A 17898-nucleotide genomic window follows, 5' to 3' on the forward strand; every position below is an offset into this window, starting at 1 on the left:
GTTTTTTTATTCAGAAATTAAGTGTTCGATGTTTGGATTTGATGCCAGGATGTCTTCAAGAGTTTCATCTTCAATAGCAACATTTTTATTTAGTTTTTGAATATCTTTTGTATCCAGATTCTGAATCAGATCATATTGATTCAAATTTGACTGATAAGATAAATAAGTTTCTAAAGTGGCTTCGTCAAGTTCTTTAGAAGTGGCATTGTAATTATTGACTATAGGAATCATCAGTGCAAAAACAACTACTGCGGCTGCAGCAATTGAAATTACATTCTTACGTTTGTAAAACGGTATTACTTTTACTTCTTTTTCGTTAATCTGCTGTAAAACTTTTGCCGATAAATCATCAAAATAATGCTCTGGAGTTTTAAATCCAGACTTGATTTTCGGTTCGTTTTCTAATTTAAATGCTTTCATAATGTCTATAAGATAGTTTTTTTTACAAAAGGTTTAATTTGATGTAACATATAATTCAATTTTTTTTACCGCATGATGGTAAGATGCTTTTAAAGCGCCGACTGAAGTTCCTAAAATTTCAGCAATTTCTTCATATTTTAATTCTTCAAAATATTTCATTTTAAAGACTAATTGTTGTTTTTCGGGCAAAGTGATTATGGCTTTTTGGAGCTTTATTTGAATTTCATCTCCATCAAAATAGATATCAGATTTTAAATTCTCTATAGTTTTTGTCTGTAAAGCTTCTGATGTTAATCCGCTTAGTTTTGCTTTTTGATTTAAAAAAGTCAAAGCTTCGTTTGTTGCAATGCGGTACATCCAGGAAAAAAGCTTGCTTTCGCCTTTAAAATTTTTTAAATATTGAAAAACCTTTACAAAAGTATTTTGCAAAACATCATCTGCGTCATCATGATTCAAAACAATGTTCCGAATATGAGAATACAGCGGTTTTTGATAATCAGACAAGAGTTTTTGAAACGCCGCGTTTTGCGTTTTAGGATTTAATAATTCTTGTATAAATTCCTTCTCGTCTGTCAAACTTTTTCATTTATCGTATTAGAATGAATTTTAAGCTAAAGGTTTAAAAGTCTTTATTTTAGAATTCGTCTTCTTCAGGTTTTGCTGGTGGAGTAGTGACAGGTTTTGGTGCTGCCGGTTTTGGTTTTACTGGTTTTTTTACAACAGGTGTCGTTGCTGCCGGATTAGTTGCAGCAGGATCTGCGGTTGTTGTATTTGTTTCCGTTGGATCAGGCTGAGAACCGTAAACATCAGTAGTTGGCGCTGTTGTTACCGGAACAACTTTAGGTTTTGTTGGGAAATAAATCTCTGTAAGTAATTTAGACGAACTTTTTGTGTCTAATTTGCTTATAGTTAATATTTCAAGATGCGACCAGCTTAAATCGGGCATAATTTTTTGATTGTTTATGTAAGCTGTAGTTTTAGCAATTGCTTCACTTGTATGTGAATAGTCACCTGTTAAAGTTGTTTTTACAGCTTCAAAACCATTTAATTTCCCTGATAAGATATCGCTTCCAGAACTAATCGAAATTTCTTTATTTATTGGTAAACAAATTGAAATTTTAGCTAATCCTGTTGTTGTATCGTAAGTATGATAAATAATAAATGGTTTTCCTGTTGTTTGTAGCGCATTGGTCTCGCTAAAATGAATAAGTTTCGGAATGACAATTCTTGCGTTTTTATTTATTTTAGCAATTTCACTTGTAAAAGTTTGTTTAATATAAGGTGTTTCAGTTTTTTGTACAACACCGTCTACCTTTATATTGTAGGTTTTAGTTTCGTAATCCAGATTTTTGTCAATGTTGGCAAGGCTTTTTTCATAAATTGTTCCAATAACCTTGTTTGAACCTCCATTAAGCGCTGTGTAAATTTTGAACAAAAAGCTCATTGTTCCTTTTGCTTTCCAGGTAACTTTCGTTTTTCCCGCTAAAGTATCTTTGAAAGTCCAGTTTACGTCGGCCTCTGTACCATCATATTTCATTTTTTGCTGAATGCTTTCTCCATCTTTTGTTTTGAGAGTAATTGCATTTCCAGAACCTTCAGTTCCTGTCCAGTAAAATGATGCGCCGTTTCCAGCTGTTTTATTAGGAAAAGTAAAGTTTAATGACGAATCTTCAAGAGCCCAAGATTCAAAATCTTCATAATTTCTAAAATCATTTATATAATTATAGACAGTAGCTTTTGGTGAATTGATTACTTTGCTTCTTTCTACATCAAAAATTCCTTTTTGAGTAGCAACAAAAACGGTAAGAGCAACTAAGCTTAATAATGCTAAAAGAAATAAATATTTTAGAATCTTCATTTGGGTAGATTGTTTGGTGTCGTAAAGTTATAAATTTTTATTACTAGTAGTACTAAAAATAGCGCCACGATAAAAATACACTTTATAAATTATTTTGATCAAAAAATATTCAAATTAAACGATTTTGAAAGCGTTTAATTATAATTTTTGAAATTTATTTTATGAAAGTAAAAATCGGGATTCGGTATCTATCTTTTGAAAAAGATTTTGATCACAAATAAAAGAGCAATGAAGAGTGAAAATACAAGCAAAACTTTATAATTTCCTTTGTAGAATATTTTATGAAGCGCGAGATCTTTTCGATAAGCAAATATCATTACGATTACAAAAGCAATAAAAAAACAGACTCCGAATATTAATTGTCCCTGACTAAACATAGTTAAAATTATTTTTGGCAAATTTAGAGAATTGTACACGAATTGTTGCTAATTTGCCAATTCATTTAATCAATTAAAAACATGAAGAAACAACTGGATGCCGTAACGGAATTTCATACGGCTTTTAAAATAGGTCATAGTCAGACTCCAATCGCTGATTTGGGAGCAACTAAAAAACTACTTCGTTATAATTTGATGAAAGAAGAAAACGAGGAATATCTTGAAGCTGTTCAAAATAATGATTTAGTCGAAATTGCTGACGCTCTTGGAGATATGATGTATATTTTATGTGGAACTATTATTGAACATGGTTTACAAGATAAAATCGAAGCTGTTTTTGATGAAATTCAACGTAGTAATATGAGTAAACTTGGTGAAGACGGACAACCAATTTATCGCGAAGACGGAAAAGTAATGAAAGGACCAAATTATTTTAAACCTGATTTTTCGAAACTTTTATAAAACAGAAAACCCGATAAATTTTTAAATCTATCGGGTTTTTTTATTTATTGCGGTTTTGGATTATTGTACTTTAACTGTCCATCCGTAAGTGTCTTCAGAAAGTTTGTTTTGAAGACTTGTTAATTTTTCTTTTAAGAATGAAGCGTATGAATTCTCGATCGGAGTCATTTCATAATATTCACCTTTATAAGAGAAACCTTTGATTACGCTGATAACCGCTGCAGTTCCAGCTCCAAATATTTCTTTTAAAGATCCGTTTTTAGCAGCTTCAACTAATTCAGAAACAATTACCGGGCGAACTTCAACATTTAATCCTTCTTTTTCTGCCATTGCAATCAAACTTTTTCTGGTAATACCATCTAAAATTCTTTCGCTTGTTGGAGCAGTTAACAAAGTATCGTTGATTCTGAAGAAAACGTTCATTGTTCCCGCCTCTTCAAGTTTAGTGTGCGTTGCATCATCAGTCCAGATAACTTGTTGGAAACCATCTTTGTTTGCCAAGTTAGTTGGGTAAAACTGCGCTGCATAGTTTCCTGCAGCTTTTGCAGCTCCAATACCACCGTTTGCAGCTCTACTATAATGTTCTGCAATAATTACTTTTACTTCGCCTCCATAGTATGATTTTGCAGGAGAAAGTAAAATCATAAATTTATATTCATCAGATGGATTTGCGATAACTCCAGGTCCGGTAGCAATCATAAAAGGACGAATGTACATACTTGCTCCGTTTCCTCTCTGAATCCATTCCTGGTCGATTTTTAATAATTCATTTAAACCTTCCATAAAAATATCTTCTGGAACTTCAGGCATTGCCATACGAACAGCAGAACTGTTGAAACGTTTGTAGTTTTCATCAGGTCTAAACAACCAAACATCATTGCTCTCATCTTTATAAGCTTTCATTCCTTCGAAAATTGCTTGTCCATAATGAAAGACTTTAGAAGAAGGATCCATCAAAATTGGAGCATAAGGCTTAATGACCGGAGTCTGCCATTGTCCATTTTTGTAATCACATTCAAATAAATGGTCTGTAAATACAGCACCAAAGCTTAAGTTTTCAAAGTCTACAGAACTTATCTTAGAAGAAGTAGCTTTTCTGATTTCAATTTTGCTTGTTTGAGTTGTACTCATAATTATGTAAAGTTTTATCGAATTGAATTCTTAACAGATGAAAATATAACGTAATGATCTGATGAAGAATAGGTTTTTGTTGAATGCAAAATTACGGAAAAATATGTAATTTGCTTAGTAAAACTGCATTAATTCCTGCATTTGACTGAGATTTATTTATCTTATAATAAACCTAAAATTTTGGCTAAGTTTTATAAATTATTTATGAAAAAACTACAGTTTTTTAAGGCTTTACGCATTTGTTTTGATTAATTTTGATCAATAAAACGGACTGAAAATCAGTTAAAGTCCATTATAAAATTCGAAAATTGTGAAAAGAGAAATAATTAAAACGCTAGATGGCTCAACGACAATTCATTTGGAAGAATGGAATGAAAGTTATCACTCGAAACATGGTGCTATACAGGAAGCAAAGCATGTTTTTATAAAAAATGGACTTTCATTATTTGAAGATAAACCAGTAACAATTTTAGAAATTGGCTTTGGAACTGGTCTTAATGCTTTTATTACTTTTTTAGAATCAGAAAATAAACAACAAGCTATTGATTATGTTGGAGTAGAAGCTTATCCGGTAAATGCGGAAGAAGTTCTGGCGATGAATTATGTGGCTGAATTAGAAGCATTGGAATTTGACAACATTTTTGAGAAAATGCATAAAAGTGAATGGAATCAGAAAACCGAACTTAGCGACAAATTCTCGTTAACCAAAAGGAAACAATTTTTTGATGAAATTGACGATTTTGAAATTTTTGATTTGATTTACTTTGATGCCTTCGGATATCGCGTTCAGCCGGAGCTTTGGAGTACCGAAATTTTTCAGAAAATGTACAATAGCTTAAAACCGAATGGCGTTTTAGTAACATATGCCGCTCGTGGAGTTGTTAAAAGAAGTATGATTTCTGTTGGATTTAGAGTCGAAAAATTAGCTGGTCCTCCGGGAAAACGAGAGATGTTTCGCGCCTTTAAAGACGCTTAAAACGAGTTGTTTAGAATGATTCTATATTGAAGTATATGTTTTAAGAAAACGTATTCGTTGCTAAAGTTTTTAAAAAAAATAGTTAAAAAGAGTTGTTATAAAGGTTATTTGTTTAAATTTGGTGCGAGTTTAAAAAATTAGATAACCCCAAAAATCTTATTTTATTATGTCAAAAATGATGTTTGATTACACGAAATCAATACTTGAAAGAGTAAGTTTCGATCCGGTACTTTTCTGCAAAGAGTTAGAAAAAGCTATCAAAACACTGTTACCTTATGAAATGGAACAATTGCAAGAATGGTTGTTAAGTTTTGTAATAGAAAAACCAGAATTAAAACAAAGTCTACTACTGATCAAAGTATAAAAAAAGGAGCCAAATTGGCTCCTTTTTTATTACGCTTTCTTTTGTAGCGGACTTATGATTTGAACATTCTGAAAAACAATTGCTCCTTTTACAACGCCGGCAATTGTAGATCTGATTGCGTCAATGATTTGCATTTTTAATTCGCTCTTTGGGTAAATCAAACTTACCTCGCGAGCAGGTTTTGGTTCCTTAAAGTTACGGAGTTTCAGTTTATCGGATTCTTTTAAGTCTAAGGTGTGCAAGTACGGAAGTAATGTTGTGCCCAAACCTTCGTCGGCCAATTTAATTAGCGTTTCAAAACTACCGCTTTGAATCTGGAAATTATTTTGATCGGCATCAGAAACACTTTTGCAAAGATTTAAAATTCCATCTCTGAAGCAATGCCCGTCTTGTAAAAGCAGAATTTCATTTAGATTTAAATCGGCAACTTCAATTTCTTGTTTTTCAAAAATTGCATGATGCTCCGGGATATAAGCAACAAACGGCTCAAAATACAAAACTATTTCTTTGATTTTTTCATCTTCAAGCGGAGTTGCCGCAATTGCCGCATCTAAATGTCCGTTTTTTAATTTTAGGATAATTTCTTCCGTATTTAATTCCTCAATTAAGAGTTTAACTTTTGGATATTTTTTAATAAAATTATTCAAAAACATCGGCAAAAGCGTAGGCATGATCGTTGGAATGATTCCTAAACGAAATTCACCGCCAATAAAACCTTTCTGCTGTTCAACAATATCTTTGATTCGGTCTGCTTCGTTTACAATATTTTTAGCCTGATTTACAATCTTCTGTCCAATATCAGTAAGCTGTATAGGTTTCTTGCTTCTGTCAAAAATTAAAATATTGAGTTCTTCTTCAATTTTCTGAATCTGCATGCTTAAAGTGGGCTGTGTTACAAAACACTTTTCAGCAGCCAGAGTGAAATTTTTATGTTCTGCAACAGCTAATACATATTGCAATTGAGTTATAGTCATATTGATAGTAATTTTTGATGCAAAAATAAGAAAATATAATTTTTATTTATATAATTTTCATGAAACTTACTTTAAATTTGTAGTAAATTAGTGTAAAAAATTAGATTATGAAAACAAATATTTTAGGATTACCAGTTAAAGAATCAGAATTGTTAGTAAAAGAACTGAATATTTTACTATCCAATTTTCAAGTATATTATCAAAATCTAAGAGGAATTCACTGGAATATTCGCGGAAAGCGTTTTTTTGATCTTCATGTAAAATTTGAAGAGTTATATACCGATTCACAACTAAAAATAGATATGATAGCTGAAAGAGTTTTGACTATTGGCGGAACTCCTTTACATACCTTCGAAGATTATATCAAAAACAATAAATTGACAGTTGGAAAAAATATTTCAAATGATGAAAAAGCAGTTCAATTGATTGTTCATTCATTGTCTGATTTATTAAAAATAGAAAGAGAAATCTTAAATAAGTCTGGTGAAATTAATGATGAAGGAACAAATTCTATGATGAGTGACTTTATTGCAGAGCAAGAAAAAACAATCTGGATGATGAATGCATGGCTTGAAGAAACGATTTAAGTAATTGTATTTTAATTTATTAAAAGCAGAACGACATGAAAATTGTGTTCTGCTTTTTTGTTAATGTTAAATTTCTATAAAAAAAACTTTGATTTTATTTCTTTAACGCTATTTTTGCCTCAATGAAATTAGTCGCTCGCATATTATTATTCATATTTATTGCTTTCTTAGCAACGCCAACTGTGGTGACGCTATTAAAGAAAAGCAATGATACGTCTATGTTTTTCAGTTTTTCTGAAGAGGAGCACTCGCACAAAGAACTTAAGGCTGCTGTTTATCCGGCAATACTTCAACATGAAGTTGTAATGCCAGTTTATATTGAAAAAAAGACAATAGCGTCTGAAAATATTGTAAAATTAGAGAATATCTCTCCGAGCATATTTGCTCCACCACCCAACTTGGCATAATACTTCCGATTATTTTGAACTGAACTGCATTTGCATAAATGCGGTCAATCTTTAATGAATAATTTTTTTAGTATTGTGTTATGACAAAAAAAATCAATCTTTTTGCTAACCTAAAATCTGACTTTGCCTCAGGTTTGGTGGTTTTTTTGGTGGCTCTTCCATTGTGTCTAGGTATAGCAATGGCTTCTGGAGCGCCTTTATTTTCTGGAATTATAGCGGGTGTTATTGGTGGAATAGTAGTAGGTTACTTAAGCCAGTCACATATTAGCGTTTCAGGTCCGGCTGCTGGATTAACAGCAATTATTTTAACCGCTATTACTGATTTTGGTGCTTTTGATGTGTTTTTACTGTCTGTTTTTATCGCAGGAATAATTCAATTAGCGTTAGGGTTTTTAAAAGCCGGAAGTATATCAAATTATTTTCCTACCAATGTAATTGAAGGAATGCTGGCAGGTATTGGTATTATTATCATTTTAAAACAGTTACCGCACGCATTTGGTTATGATGCTGATTTTGAAGGTGATCAGGCTTTTATTCAAAATGATGGAAGCAATTCGTTTTCGTTTTTGTTTAATGTCATTAATCATATTCAATTAGGAGCGGTAGTAATATCAGCGATTTCATTGGTAATACTTCTTGCTTGGGATAAAGTTCCATTTTTAAAGAGCTTAAAATTAGTTCCAGGTGCATTGGTTGCAGTTGTTGCCGGAGTAGTGCTTAATGAAGTTTTTGTTTCTTCAGGAAGTTCATTGGCAATTGCAAAAGAGCATTTGGTTTCTTTACCTGTTCCAAAATCTTTTGATGATTTCAAATCTATTTTGATTCTTCCAAAATTCAGCGCAGTTACAAATCCTCAGGTTTGGGTTGTTGCTATCACAATTGCCATTGTAGCTTCTATAGAAACATTATTATGTATCGAGGCTTCTGACAGAATGGATGTTCAAAAACGTTATACTGATACCAATGTTGAGCTTAGAGCACAAGGAATTGGTAATATGATAAGTTCGCTTTTGGGCGGTTTGCCAATGACGTCTGTAGTGGTTAGATCATCTGCAAATAATAATGCAGGTGCAAAATCAAAAATGTCATCAATTATTCATGGCGTGCTTTTACTGATAAGTGTTTTGTCGATTCCAGCAATTTTAAATAAGATTCCATTAGCAACTTTGGCTACAGTTTTAATTTTAGTAGGTTATAAATTAGCTAAACCAGCAACTTTCATGCATTTCTGGGAAAAGGGGAAATATCAATTTGTGCCTTTTATAGCAACTTTAGTCTTTGTTGTTGCTACAGATTTGCTGAAAGGGGTTGCGTTGGGAATTATCATCAGTATTATTTTTGTACTGAGAGGGAACTTAAAAAGAGCTTATATTTTCAAAAAAGAAGAATATGAAGATGGTGACATCATTCATATTGACTTAGCTCAGGAAGTTTCATTTTTGAATAAAGCTGCGATTAAGCAAACTTTAAGTGAGATTCCGGAAAACTCAAAAGTAATAATCAATGCTCATGATACAGAGTATATTGCCCATGACGTTTTAGATTTGATTCGTGAGTTTAAAGAAACCCGAGCTATCGACGAAAATATCAAGGTGAAGCTGAAAGGTTTTAAAGAAGCTTACGAATTGGAGAATACACCAGAGAATAATAATCATGTTACAATTGAACATTATTATGACGTTGCTAAAAGAGCTTTGGTAAAAAAGGAAACTTCAAAAGAACAATTTTAACAAATAAACAATTAAAGTATTTTTAATGTTGTGGGAACCGTCAAAAATTAGGTAACTTTACATAAGTTCTTTTTTGGTGACTTAAACAATAGAAATACCATTCAAAAAATAAAAAAAATGAAAGAGTTTTATAAGCAGTTATTAGAAAACAATAAAAAATGGGTTGAGACTTCATTAGCAAAAGATCCTAACTATTTTGCTGATCTGGCAAAAGGACAACAACCACCATTATTATGGATTGGATGTTCTGATAGCCGTGTTCCTGCAAACGAAATTGTTGGTGCAAAACCAGGAGAAGTTTTTGTACACAGAAACATTGCAAACATGGTTGTTCATTCTGATATGAACATGCTGAGCGTTTTGGATTACGCAGTAAATGTTTTAAAAATAAAGCATATTATTGTTTGTGGACATTATGGATGTGGTGGTGTAAAAGCTGCAATGGGAAATCAATCAGTCGGAATTATTGATAACTGGATTCGCCATATTAAAGATGAATACCGTTTGCATGATAAATACTTGAACTCAATCGAAGATGAAACAGAACGTTTTAATGCTTTTGTTGAAATCAATGCTAAAGAACAAGTTTATAATTTAGCTAAAACTTCAATCGTCCAGGGAGCTTGGAAAAGCGGTCAGGATTTGATGCTTCACGGATGGGTTTACGGATTAAATTCTGGTTTTGTAACTGATTTGAATGTTACAATCAGTTCAAATGACGAGCTTGATTCAGTTTATCAGCTGGATTTATAATAGAAAATAAAAAATCGCCTCAAAAGGGCGATTTTTTTTTATTCGTTTTCGTCAAGATTTTCATTAAAAGCTGACGGAAGCATTGTTGGAATAAATTTGATTAAGATTGGCAATAACAAACTTCCTCCCGGAAGCAAAAAGATTGTCAATGATGGAATCGTTTTACAGATATCCAAAAGCTGTTTTTTTACTTTTTTCTTTTCTTTGGCATCTAGATCTCTAGTTGTAGAATAAGCCAAAAGCACCATTAATTCTTTACTCTGAACGATTTCTTTTACCAATCGGTTTTTGTTTCTTATAATCAGTTTTACAACGGTGTGTGTCATTTGATCATAAAAATGTTTTACCGGATTTGAATAATTGAAATACGGAATTTTCTTTTTATGAGTGGTAATAAATGTATTTGTTGTTGCAATACTATTGGTCACAAATTCATCAGAAGTATTCATCATTGAACCTAATGAATACAAGAAATAAGCTTCTTCATTTTCAACAACGCCATCGCTCCATAATGCCATTCCGGCCATATCGATTAAATAGTAATGTTCTAATGTATTGCTGAAATAATCCAGAGACAATGTTTCTAATGTCTCAACAGTAACTTTCGAAAATTTAGAATAACGAATTGACGCTTCAAAAAGTTTTATCAATAAATCGTCGTGTTGTGATTTGACCGTTTTTGTTTTTAACGCAAGTCCTACGATTCCTAAAACAGTTTCTTCAATACGTTTTAAATATTTGTCAGGAATAGCTCCGTGTTCCAAGTATTGCCTAAAGGCCAAAACATCAATAAATAACAAAGCATTTGTAACTAAATGCGAAAAGTTTTTACTGATAATACTGTCATTCGTCTGAACTCTCTGGTCTATTATATTTTCTAATGAAAGAGAAGGAGTATCTTTTGGAAGTAAAATTTTAAACAAGTTGAAGCCTTCCGGATTCATCTGATTGTAAAATTTTAATGCTTCTGAAATAAAGTTATTGGGTTCAGAGCTTCTTTTTTCCAAACAAAAAACATGATACAAGGTATTTAATAACGCAACTTTAGAAATTTCGGTCTTAAACCAGCCTTTTATCGGAATTGGAATTTGCGAATCTATAGAAATGATGTGTCCATAGATAAAGCCAGTTTCTCTTACTTTATAGTAAAACGAATCTGTAGTTTCAAAAGGAATTGCTTCTGAAAACTTTTGTTCACTAAAAAACTTATCTATCCAGCCTGGTGCCGATGCGTTAATCATTAACTTTAATTTGAGGCTACAAAGCTAATTGTTTTTTCTTGTTTTAGAATTCATTTTAAATGAAATAACCACTAGATTTTGTGAAAAAATAGTGGTTATTATGATTTTTTATTATTTAATGATTCCTGCACAGGCAACTCTACCACCTGCATTTCCAGTAGGTTGTGTTGTAAAGTCATCTGTTCCCTGATGCACGATCAAACCTTTTCCTAAAACATCTTTGTTTGCATCGCCACAGCCAACGCACCATTCGTCAGTAGTTAATGTAATAGTTCCGTTTCCTTTTGCATCGGCAGTAAAGTTCCCGATATCACCTTTATGATATTCGCCAACTCCCCATTTTCCGTGTTTTTTGAAAGTTGGATTCCAGTGTCCACCTGCAGAACTTCCGTCTGCTGCAGAACAATCTGATTTTTCATGAATGTGGATGGCATGAACTCCAGGTTGTAATCCGGCTACTTTTGCAACAAAAGTTACTTTTCCGTTTTTCTCCGTAAAAGTTGCAGTTCCGCTAACAGTACTGTTACTTTTTGGTTCCAAATTTACAGTCAAAGTTTTGGCATCATTTGATTTTGTATTAGTCTTACAGCCAATAATTAAGGCTGTAATTATAGCGAAAGAAACAAGTGCTTTTTTCATATGTGAGGCATTTAAATTAAAGATTAAGTAAATTTAACATAAAAAAGCCGATATAATTAACTCTAAAAGTTAAATAAATCTAAAACTATTAAGCGTAAATTAATGACACTTTGAGCTCAGAACAAAAAAATATTGCTTAAATTCGTATAGCTTTTTAACGAAAAATTTCCCAAATCTCGTTTTATAATTCATTAATTTTTAATGCTTAACGTTATGATGAAGAATTTTTTTACCCTTGTTTTATTTTCTGCAGTGCTAATTTCATGTAAATGCCAAAAAACGGATTCAGTTTCTAAATTAGATGGAAATTGGGAGTTAAATTATATTACCGGCCCAAGAATAGCTTTTGATGGTTTGTACCCAAATAAAAAACCAACAATCAATTTTAATACAAAGGAAAATCAGGTTTCAGGAAACAATAGCTGTAATTCATTTACCGGAAAACTTAGCATTACAGGAAATAAAATTGATTTTACCCAGCCAATGGCAGTTACGAAAATGATGTGTATGGACGGGCAAGGCGAACAGGTTTTTATGAGCACGCTTCAGAAAATAACTTCTTATGATGTTACCGATGACGGAAAAACTTTAAATTTTATTTCTGGAGATATTGCTATGATGCGATTTACCAAAAAATAAAGTATTCTATTTTAACTCTTAAATTTTATTTTATGTCAGTTAAATTATCCATTTTATTAGTGTTCGTCAGCCTTTTGAGTTTTCCGGCATTTGCTCAGGAAAAAACTAAAAAAGAACTTAAAGCTGAACAAGAATTAAAAAAGCAAAAAGAAATCGAAGCTTTAATCGATTCTAAAAATTTTGTTTTTGAAGCGCAAAAAGCTACGCCACAAGGCGGAAGACTTTTGAATCTTGATTACAATACCTATTTTCTAAAATTTAATGAAACTAATACGACTTGCGATCTTCCTTTTTTTGGGAGAGCTTATAATGTAGCGTACGGAGGCGATGGCGGAATCAAATTTGAAGGTGTTCCTGAAAATATTAGAATTGAAAAAGCAAAGAAAAAATATACTGTAAGAGCGACAGTAAAAGGCAAAAATGATGTGTATGATCTTTTGTTGAATGTTTTTTTTAATGGAGGTGCTTCTTTATCGGTAACCAGTAATAACAGAGCGCCAATATCTTATGATGGTGAAGTAGAAGCACCTAAGACAAAAGAAGTTAAAAATTAATATGTTTAATTGCCAATTCTTTTATTTATGCCAAAAAAATACTGCTGTGTGACTTTACTTTTGTTTTCGATTTTATGTTATGGACAGGACTTAGAGCCAAGAGCTTATGCCAATGTTCCCAAAAAACTAAATGTAGCAGCGTTCGGATATGTATTTATGGACGGAAATGTGGTAACTGAGCCGTCTCTGCCTATTTCTGATTTTAAAATTCAGAGTCATAATATTGCGGCGAGTTATATCAGGACTTTTGGTTTGGCAAATAAACTGGCACGAATACAGGTTTCCCTTCCCTTTACTTTTATGGATGGTTCTGCATTAGTAGCGGGTGATTTAGTGACAGGTTCAAGAACTGGTTTTGCCGACACAAAAGTGCGCTTTGGTGTTAACTTGCTAGGTTCTCCTGCTCTTGATAAAAGTGAGTTTAGGGCTTTTCAGCAAAAAACAATTTTAGGGATGAGTCTGGTAACTTCAATTCCGACAGGAAGATATTATGACGATAAGAGAGTTAATATCGGTACAAACCGATGGGGAATAAAACCTGAAATTGGTATTTCAAAACGGTTCGCTCATGTATATGCAGAGGCTTATGGAGGCGTTTGGTTTTATACCGACAATAATGATTTTTTAGGAAAAAAAATGGAGCAAAAACCAACTTATAGTTTACAGGCGCATGCTAGTTATTATTTTAAAAATCAGATGTGGGTTGGTTTTAATACGACTTGGTTCTTTGGCGGAAAAACAATAATCGATGGAGTTCCTGAAGCCAGCCAAATTGATAACTGGAGAGTAGGAGGTACATTTTCGACACCTATAGCAAAAGGACAATCTATTAGGTTTCAATATCATGTTGGGGCTTTTACCAATAATGGTTTGGATTATTATGCTTTATCAGCCGTCTATCAGTATTCTTTTTTCTAAAATAGAAATTAAATGTAAAATATTTAAAATCAGTATATTTAATAGTGCATAATTATTTAAGAACAAATTAAAAATCAAAACTATGAAAAAGTTAAGTCTTATTTTTATTATGGCAATTGCCACGTTTTCAGTTAATGCGCAATCTTCCTTCAAAGAAGATGTGGAAGTTTTACAGAGTGTGTACGGAAAATCGAAAAGTGATTTGGTGAAACAATACATGAATTTATCTGATGAACAGTCAGTTGCTTTTGCGAAAGTTTACGACAATTACGAAACACAACGCAAAGCTTTAGGACAGAATAAATTTCAGCTTATCAATGATTATGCAGCTAATTATGCAACTTTAACTGATGCCAAAGCAGATGAATTGGCAAAAGGGACATTGAAAAATCATATTGCATACGAAAAACTATATGAGAAAACCTATGGTCAGGCTAAGAAAGCAATTGGTGCTATAAATGCAGCGAAATTTATTCAGCTTGAGGTTTATCTCCAAACGAATATAAGAAGTGAGATTTTAGAAGCAATTCCGTTTATTGGAGAATTAGACAAGACAAAAGTAAAATAAAGACGAACTTTATCATAAAAAAACGGCAGTTATCTTTTTGAGAAAACTGCCGTTTTTTAATTTAATTATTTGTTTTTAACTTCATAAATGGCATTTACCATTCCGTCACGGGTTTTGTCCAGAGGAAGTTCCCAAAACATGATTCCGCCTAATTTTTTAGCTTTTACATATTCCGTTTTAGCTTTTATTGAAGCTAAATCATCTCCGGTTGCAAAAACTTTTTCTTTTTCATTATACCAATATGGAGCCTTTGCCTTATCATCCCAAAAATATTTCCAACCATTTGCTTCAGTATAGAAAGCTGAGGAATTTTTAAATTGAACTCCTTCAGTATGCTCTCCAGACTGATACAAACCATTATTTACGTTTTCTACATTTTTCCAAGTTCTGGTATAAAATGCGCCTCCAATAATTAATTTTTCAGCAGGAATTCCTTGATTTAATAAATAAGTCACTGCTCTGTCTGTTGATTCTTCTTTTGGATTTGTGCTGTATAATGGTGTATGATGTCCCGTAACTTTAGAATAGCCGTTTACTAAATCATAACTCATAATATTGATACGATTCACTAAAGTCGTTACCGCTTTCCAATCGATCGATTCATCTAAATATTTTTGAAAACCGCCTGCAGCAAAACTCAATTCGTATTTTTTCCCTAAAGTAGAACGAAGAATTTTAAGCAATTCGGTAAAATTTGGTTTGTCAACCGCTTGATACAAATGCCCCGGAAGTCCTTCAATTGCTGGATATTCCCAGTCTAAATCTAATCCGTCAACTTTAAAATAATCGCTTACTTCTTTTACTGATTTTGCAAATTTTAATCTTCCTTCTGAAGTTGAAAAAGCAGCAGAACAAGGCTCACAACCTCCCCAGCCGCCAAGTGAAAGAATAATTTTTAGTTGCGGATTTTTTGCTTTTAGCGAAACCAAATGTTTAATCGTTATAGAATCTTTAGGAGAATCGACGCTCAATTTTCCATCTTTTAAATGACAGAAACTAAAGATAATCTGATTTAGTTTATTGACTTCGTATTCGTCAATTAATTTGGAATCGCCTGTATAATAAGCGATAATGTCCAATTTTTTATTTTTCTGAGCAAAAGTCGCTGTGGAAAAAATGCAGAAAAATAAAAATGCAAATAGGTTAATTTGTTTCATTTTTTATTTTTTGAAGTTTTAGAATGTTAAATATAAAGCAATACATTCAATATTTAATCATTTTATAGGTCTGCAAAAGTTGATTTTAACGAATATTTTGCAAATAGTTGCAAAAATATTGCGATGTAATTTGTCTTTTGCAATTGTTATAAAAAATTAAACCCGCACAGTTTCGGACTTGTGCGGGTTTAAACAAATTAAAAGCTAAAAACTATTTTTACATTAGAAGCAGTAAGTATCTTCTGCTACTAATTTTGCTGCGATTTTTTCTCTTAACGCTACAACATTTGGTAAGTTAGTGTATTTTGTAAAACGTTTTAATCCCATTAACATCATACGTTGTTCGTCACCTTCAGCGAAAGAAGCAATTCCTTCTTTTCCTCTTAGGTTTACGATATCTACCGCTTTGTATAAGTATAATTTTGCCATAGCGATTTGCTCCTGAACTTTATCTTCGCCTTGAGCTTTTGCTAATTTTTCAGTTCTCAAAATAGTACTTTCAGCCATGTAGATTTCGATTAAGATATCAGAAGCTGCCATCAATAATTGTTGGTGAGCATCTAATTCAGGACCATATTTTTGAACAGCGCTACCAGCAACCATTAAGAAAACTTTTTTCAAGTTTGCGATGATTCCTTTTTCTTCAGCAAATAATTCAGAGAAATCTGGAGTATCAAAAGATGGAATTCCCATTAATTCTTCTTGAACTTTCATTGCTGGTCCAAGTAAATCAACGTGACCTTTCATTGCTTTTTTGATCAACATACCTACAGAAAGCATTCTGTTGATTTCGTTCGTTCCTTCGTAGATACGAGCGATACGAGCATCTCTCCAAGCACTTTCCATTGGAGTATCTTCAGAGAATCCCATTCCACCAAAAATCTGAATTCCTTCGTCAGAACAAGATTGAACGTCTTCAGAAACCGCTACTTTCAAGATTGAACACTCGATAGCATATTCTTCAACACCTTTTAATTCTGCTTCTTGGTGACTTGTTCCTTCAGCTTCACGAGCAGCGATTCTGTCCTCGATGTCTTTTGCAGCACGATAAGAAGCACTTTCCCCAGCGTAAGCATTAGTTGCCATTTCAGCTAATTTAGAACGGATAGCTCCAAAAGATGAAATAGAAGTATTGAACTGAATTCTTTCGTTAGCATATTTTACAGCTCCAGAAGTAACTCTTCTTTGAGCATCTAAACAAGCAGCAGCCAATTTAATACGACCAACGTTCAAAGCATTCATTGCAATTTTGAAACCGTTTCCTCTTTCAGACAACATGTTTTCAACAGGAACTTTTGTTTCGTTGAAGAAAACCTGACGCGTAGAAGAAGCACGAATTCCTAATTTATGTTCTTCTTCATTCATAGAAATTCCGTTTGACGGATCGTTTTCTACGATGAAACCTGTAATATTTTTATCATCTCCAATACGAGCAAAAACGATGAAAACGCTGCAGAAACCTGCATTTGAAATCCACATTTTTTGACCTGTAATTAAATAATGAGTTCCGTCTTCAGATAAAACTGCTTTAGTTTTCCCTGAGTTAGCATCAGATCCTGCGCCTGGCTCAGTTAAGCAATAAGCTCCAAACCATTCTCCAGAAGCCAATTTCGGTACGTATTTTTTCTTTTGTTCTTCAGATCCATAAAGGGTGATTGGCATAGTTCCAATTCCAGTATGAGCTCCAAAAGCAGTTGAAAAAGACCCAGTTGCTCCAGAAATGTAGTCACAAACCAACATTGTAGAAACAAATCCCATTCCTAATCCACCGTATTCTTCAGGAACTGCAACTCCAAGAAGTCCTAGTTCACCAGCTTTACGCATAGATGATTCTGTATAAGCGTAATCTTTCTTTTCGAAACGATCTTTGTGCGCCCATAATTCTTTGTCAACGAACTCTTTTACAGAGTCACGCATCATTAACTGTTCTTCAGAGAAATCTTCTGGTGTGAAGATATCTTCGCATTTTGTTTCTTTAACTAAAAACTGACCACCACGAGTCACGTTTTTTTCGATTGTATCTGCCATTGCTAATGTTTTTTTGTATGTTTTTTATTTATGTTTTTTGTACACAATCTTGTCATTTCGACGAAGGAGAAATCTTCGCAAGTAGCTCTACAACGAAATTCCAATCTTTGTCGAG

20 protein-coding genes are annotated in these 17898 nt (G+C 32.8%); 11 read left to right on the forward strand and 9 right to left on the reverse strand.

What is annotated here, in order from left to right:
- Positions 1–6: 6 nt before the first annotated feature.
- From ACNFIH_RS19190 to ACNFIH_RS19200, 3 genes are read right to left on the reverse strand one after another with little or no spacing between them, the layout of a single operon-like run.
- The gene (locus ACNFIH_RS19190; protein ID WP_142450995.1) at positions 7–420 is read right to left on the reverse strand and encodes a hypothetical protein; all 414 of its coding nucleotides are present in this window, start codon (positions 418–420) and stop codon (positions 7–9) included.
- 33 nt (positions 421–453) lie between these two features.
- Positions 454–996, reverse strand: a complete 543-nt coding sequence (locus ACNFIH_RS19195) for an RNA polymerase sigma factor (RefSeq protein WP_142450994.1) — start codon at positions 994–996, stop codon at positions 454–456.
- 58 nt (positions 997–1054) lie between these two features.
- Complete coding sequence (locus ACNFIH_RS19200) at positions 1055–2278, reverse strand: SRPBCC family protein (protein ID WP_426484364.1); 1224 nt, start codon at positions 2276–2278, stop codon at positions 1055–1057.
- 458 nt (positions 2279–2736) lie between these two features.
- Between ACNFIH_RS19200 and ACNFIH_RS19205 the strand changes: the two genes are divergently transcribed.
- Positions 2737–3117: a nucleoside triphosphate pyrophosphohydrolase family protein gene (locus ACNFIH_RS19205; protein ID WP_035647261.1), complete on the forward strand. Its 381-nt coding sequence runs from the start codon at positions 2737–2739 to the stop codon at positions 3115–3117.
- 60 nt (positions 3118–3177) lie between these two features.
- Here the strand turns inward: ACNFIH_RS19205 and ACNFIH_RS19210 are convergent, their stop codons facing one another.
- On the reverse strand, positions 3178–4248 hold the full coding sequence (locus tag ACNFIH_RS19210) for a branched-chain amino acid aminotransferase (protein ID WP_035647259.1): 1071 nt from the start codon (positions 4246–4248) through the stop codon (positions 3178–3180).
- 310 nt (positions 4249–4558) lie between these two features.
- On the opposite strand from ACNFIH_RS19210, the gene mnmD reads away from it, so the two are divergent.
- Complete coding sequence (gene mnmD, locus ACNFIH_RS19215; RefSeq protein WP_426484365.1) at positions 4559–5224, forward strand: tRNA (5-methylaminomethyl-2-thiouridine)(34)-methyltransferase MnmD; 666 nt, start codon at positions 4559–4561, stop codon at positions 5222–5224.
- 166 nt (positions 5225–5390) lie between these two features.
- Positions 5391–5588: a hypothetical protein gene (locus ACNFIH_RS19220; RefSeq protein WP_026730370.1), complete on the forward strand. Its 198-nt coding sequence runs from the start codon at positions 5391–5393 to the stop codon at positions 5586–5588.
- Between the two features lie 29 nt (positions 5589–5617).
- On the opposite strand, the gene ACNFIH_RS19225 is transcribed toward ACNFIH_RS19220, so the two are convergent.
- Positions 5618–6562, reverse strand: coding sequence for a LysR substrate-binding domain-containing protein (locus tag ACNFIH_RS19225; protein WP_035647253.1), 945 nt, complete (start codon positions 6560–6562; stop codon positions 5618–5620).
- A 107-nt stretch (positions 6563–6669) separates the two neighbouring features.
- On the opposite strand from ACNFIH_RS19225, the gene ACNFIH_RS19230 reads away from it, so the two are divergent.
- The 4 genes from ACNFIH_RS19230 (at position 6670) to can (ending at position 10039) form a co-directional block, all read left to right on the forward strand.
- On the forward strand, positions 6670–7149 hold the full coding sequence (locus tag ACNFIH_RS19230; protein ID WP_035647250.1) for a Dps family protein: 480 nt from the start codon (positions 6670–6672) through the stop codon (positions 7147–7149).
- A 122-nt stretch (positions 7150–7271) separates the two neighbouring features.
- Positions 7272–7556: a hypothetical protein gene (locus ACNFIH_RS19235; RefSeq protein WP_035647247.1), complete on the forward strand. Its 285-nt coding sequence runs from the start codon at positions 7272–7274 to the stop codon at positions 7554–7556.
- 80 nt (positions 7557–7636) lie between these two features.
- Positions 7637–9286: a SulP family inorganic anion transporter gene (locus tag ACNFIH_RS19240; RefSeq protein WP_426484366.1), complete on the forward strand. Its 1650-nt coding sequence runs from the start codon at positions 7637–7639 to the stop codon at positions 9284–9286.
- A gap of 117 nt (positions 9287–9403) precedes the next feature.
- Positions 9404–10039 (forward strand): carbonate dehydratase, encoded by a 636-nt coding sequence (can, locus tag ACNFIH_RS19245; RefSeq protein ID WP_035647242.1) that lies wholly within the window; start codon positions 9404–9406, stop codon positions 10037–10039.
- A gap of 38 nt (positions 10040–10077) precedes the next feature.
- On the opposite strand, the gene ACNFIH_RS19250 is transcribed toward can, so the two are convergent.
- Together ACNFIH_RS19250 and ACNFIH_RS19255 are read right to left on the reverse strand one after the other, a co-directional pair.
- Positions 10078–11280, reverse strand: coding sequence for an LETM1-related biofilm-associated protein (locus ACNFIH_RS19250; protein WP_426484367.1), 1203 nt, complete (start codon positions 11278–11280; stop codon positions 10078–10080).
- A 111-nt stretch (positions 11281–11391) separates the two neighbouring features.
- Positions 11392–11919, reverse strand: a complete 528-nt coding sequence (locus ACNFIH_RS19255; protein ID WP_133524462.1) for a superoxide dismutase family protein — start codon at positions 11917–11919, stop codon at positions 11392–11394.
- A 213-nt stretch (positions 11920–12132) separates the two neighbouring features.
- Between ACNFIH_RS19255 and ACNFIH_RS19260 the strand changes: the two genes are divergently transcribed.
- From ACNFIH_RS19260 to ACNFIH_RS19275, 4 genes are all read left to right on the forward strand, one after another.
- A complete protein-coding gene (locus tag ACNFIH_RS19260) occupies positions 12133–12558 on the forward strand; it encodes an META domain-containing protein (RefSeq protein ID WP_426484368.1) in 426 nt (141 codons plus the stop codon).
- A 32-nt stretch (positions 12559–12590) separates the two neighbouring features.
- On the forward strand, positions 12591–13112 hold the full coding sequence (locus tag ACNFIH_RS19265; RefSeq protein ID WP_426484369.1) for a DUF4251 domain-containing protein: 522 nt from the start codon (positions 12591–12593) through the stop codon (positions 13110–13112).
- A 27-nt stretch (positions 13113–13139) separates the two neighbouring features.
- The gene (locus ACNFIH_RS19270; protein ID WP_426484370.1) at positions 13140–14030 is read left to right on the forward strand and encodes a transporter; all 891 of its coding nucleotides are present in this window, start codon (positions 13140–13142) and stop codon (positions 14028–14030) included.
- An 82-nt stretch (positions 14031–14112) separates the two neighbouring features.
- Positions 14113–14598 carry a hypothetical protein gene (locus ACNFIH_RS19275; protein ID WP_426484371.1) on the forward strand — a complete coding sequence of 162 codons (486 nt, stop codon included), beginning with the start codon at positions 14113–14115 and terminating at the stop codon, positions 14596–14598.
- Positions 14599–14663: 65 nt separating this feature from the next.
- Here the strand turns inward: ACNFIH_RS19275 and ACNFIH_RS19280 are convergent, their stop codons facing one another.
- The gene (locus ACNFIH_RS19280) at positions 14664–15755 is read right to left on the reverse strand and encodes a glycoside hydrolase family 18 protein (protein WP_426484372.1); all 1092 of its coding nucleotides are present in this window, start codon (positions 15753–15755) and stop codon (positions 14664–14666) included.
- A 222-nt stretch (positions 15756–15977) separates the two neighbouring features.
- The gene (locus tag ACNFIH_RS19285) at positions 15978–17783 is read right to left on the reverse strand and encodes an acyl-CoA dehydrogenase family protein (RefSeq protein WP_426484373.1); all 1806 of its coding nucleotides are present in this window, start codon (positions 17781–17783) and stop codon (positions 15978–15980) included.
- Positions 17784–17898 lie beyond the last annotated feature (115 nt).

It is taken from the genome of Flavobacterium sp. 2, assembly GCF_049949195.1.
Lineage (GTDB): Bacteria > Bacteroidota > Bacteroidia > Flavobacteriales > Flavobacteriaceae > Flavobacterium.

What these genes read in the sequence shown, in the direction of transcription:
- ACNFIH_RS19190 (WP_142450995.1), bottom strand. Translation starts at nt 420, where the DNA reads ATGAAAGCATTTAAATTAGAAAACGAACCGAAAATCAAGTCTGGATTT.
- ACNFIH_RS19200 (WP_426484364.1), bottom strand. Translation starts at nt 2,278, where the DNA reads ATGAAGATTCTAAAATATTTATTTCTTTTAGCATTATTAAGCTTAGTT.
- ACNFIH_RS19205 (WP_035647261.1), top strand. Translation starts at nt 2,737, where the DNA reads ATGAAGAAACAACTGGATGCCGTAACGGAATTTCATACGGCTTTTAAA.
- ACNFIH_RS19210 (WP_035647259.1), bottom strand. Translation starts at nt 4,248, where the DNA reads ATGAGTACAACTCAAACAAGCAAAATTGAAATCAGAAAAGCTACTTCT.
- ACNFIH_RS19220 (WP_026730370.1), top strand. Translation starts at nt 5,391, where the DNA reads ATGTCAAAAATGATGTTTGATTACACGAAATCAATACTTGAAAGAGTA.
- ACNFIH_RS19225 (WP_035647253.1), bottom strand. Translation starts at nt 6,562, where the DNA reads ATGACTATAACTCAATTGCAATATGTATTAGCTGTTGCAGAACATAAA.
- ACNFIH_RS19230 (WP_035647250.1), top strand. Translation starts at nt 6,670, where the DNA reads ATGAAAACAAATATTTTAGGATTACCAGTTAAAGAATCAGAATTGTTA.
- ACNFIH_RS19235 (WP_035647247.1), top strand. Translation starts at nt 7,272, where the DNA reads ATGAAATTAGTCGCTCGCATATTATTATTCATATTTATTGCTTTCTTA.
- ACNFIH_RS19240 (WP_426484366.1), top strand. Translation starts at nt 7,637, where the DNA reads ATGACAAAAAAAATCAATCTTTTTGCTAACCTAAAATCTGACTTTGCC.
- can (WP_035647242.1), top strand. Translation starts at nt 9,404, where the DNA reads ATGAAAGAGTTTTATAAGCAGTTATTAGAAAACAATAAAAAATGGGTT.
- ACNFIH_RS19250 (WP_426484367.1), bottom strand. Translation starts at nt 11,280, where the DNA reads ATGATTAACGCATCGGCACCAGGCTGGATAGATAAGTTTTTTAGTGAA.
- ACNFIH_RS19255 (WP_133524462.1), bottom strand. Translation starts at nt 11,919, where the DNA reads ATGAAAAAAGCACTTGTTTCTTTCGCTATAATTACAGCCTTAATTATT.
- ACNFIH_RS19260 (WP_426484368.1), top strand. Translation starts at nt 12,133, where the DNA reads ATGATGAAGAATTTTTTTACCCTTGTTTTATTTTCTGCAGTGCTAATT.
- ACNFIH_RS19265 (WP_426484369.1), top strand. Translation starts at nt 12,591, where the DNA reads ATGTCAGTTAAATTATCCATTTTATTAGTGTTCGTCAGCCTTTTGAGT.
- ACNFIH_RS19270 (WP_426484370.1), top strand. Translation starts at nt 13,140, where the DNA reads ATGCCAAAAAAATACTGCTGTGTGACTTTACTTTTGTTTTCGATTTTA.
- ACNFIH_RS19275 (WP_426484371.1), top strand. Translation starts at nt 14,113, where the DNA reads ATGAAAAAGTTAAGTCTTATTTTTATTATGGCAATTGCCACGTTTTCA.
- ACNFIH_RS19280 (WP_426484372.1), bottom strand. Translation starts at nt 15,755, where the DNA reads ATGAAACAAATTAACCTATTTGCATTTTTATTTTTCTGCATTTTTTCC.
- ACNFIH_RS19285 (WP_426484373.1), bottom strand. Translation starts at nt 17,783, where the DNA reads ATGGCAGATACAATCGAAAAAAACGTGACTCGTGGTGGTCAGTTTTTA.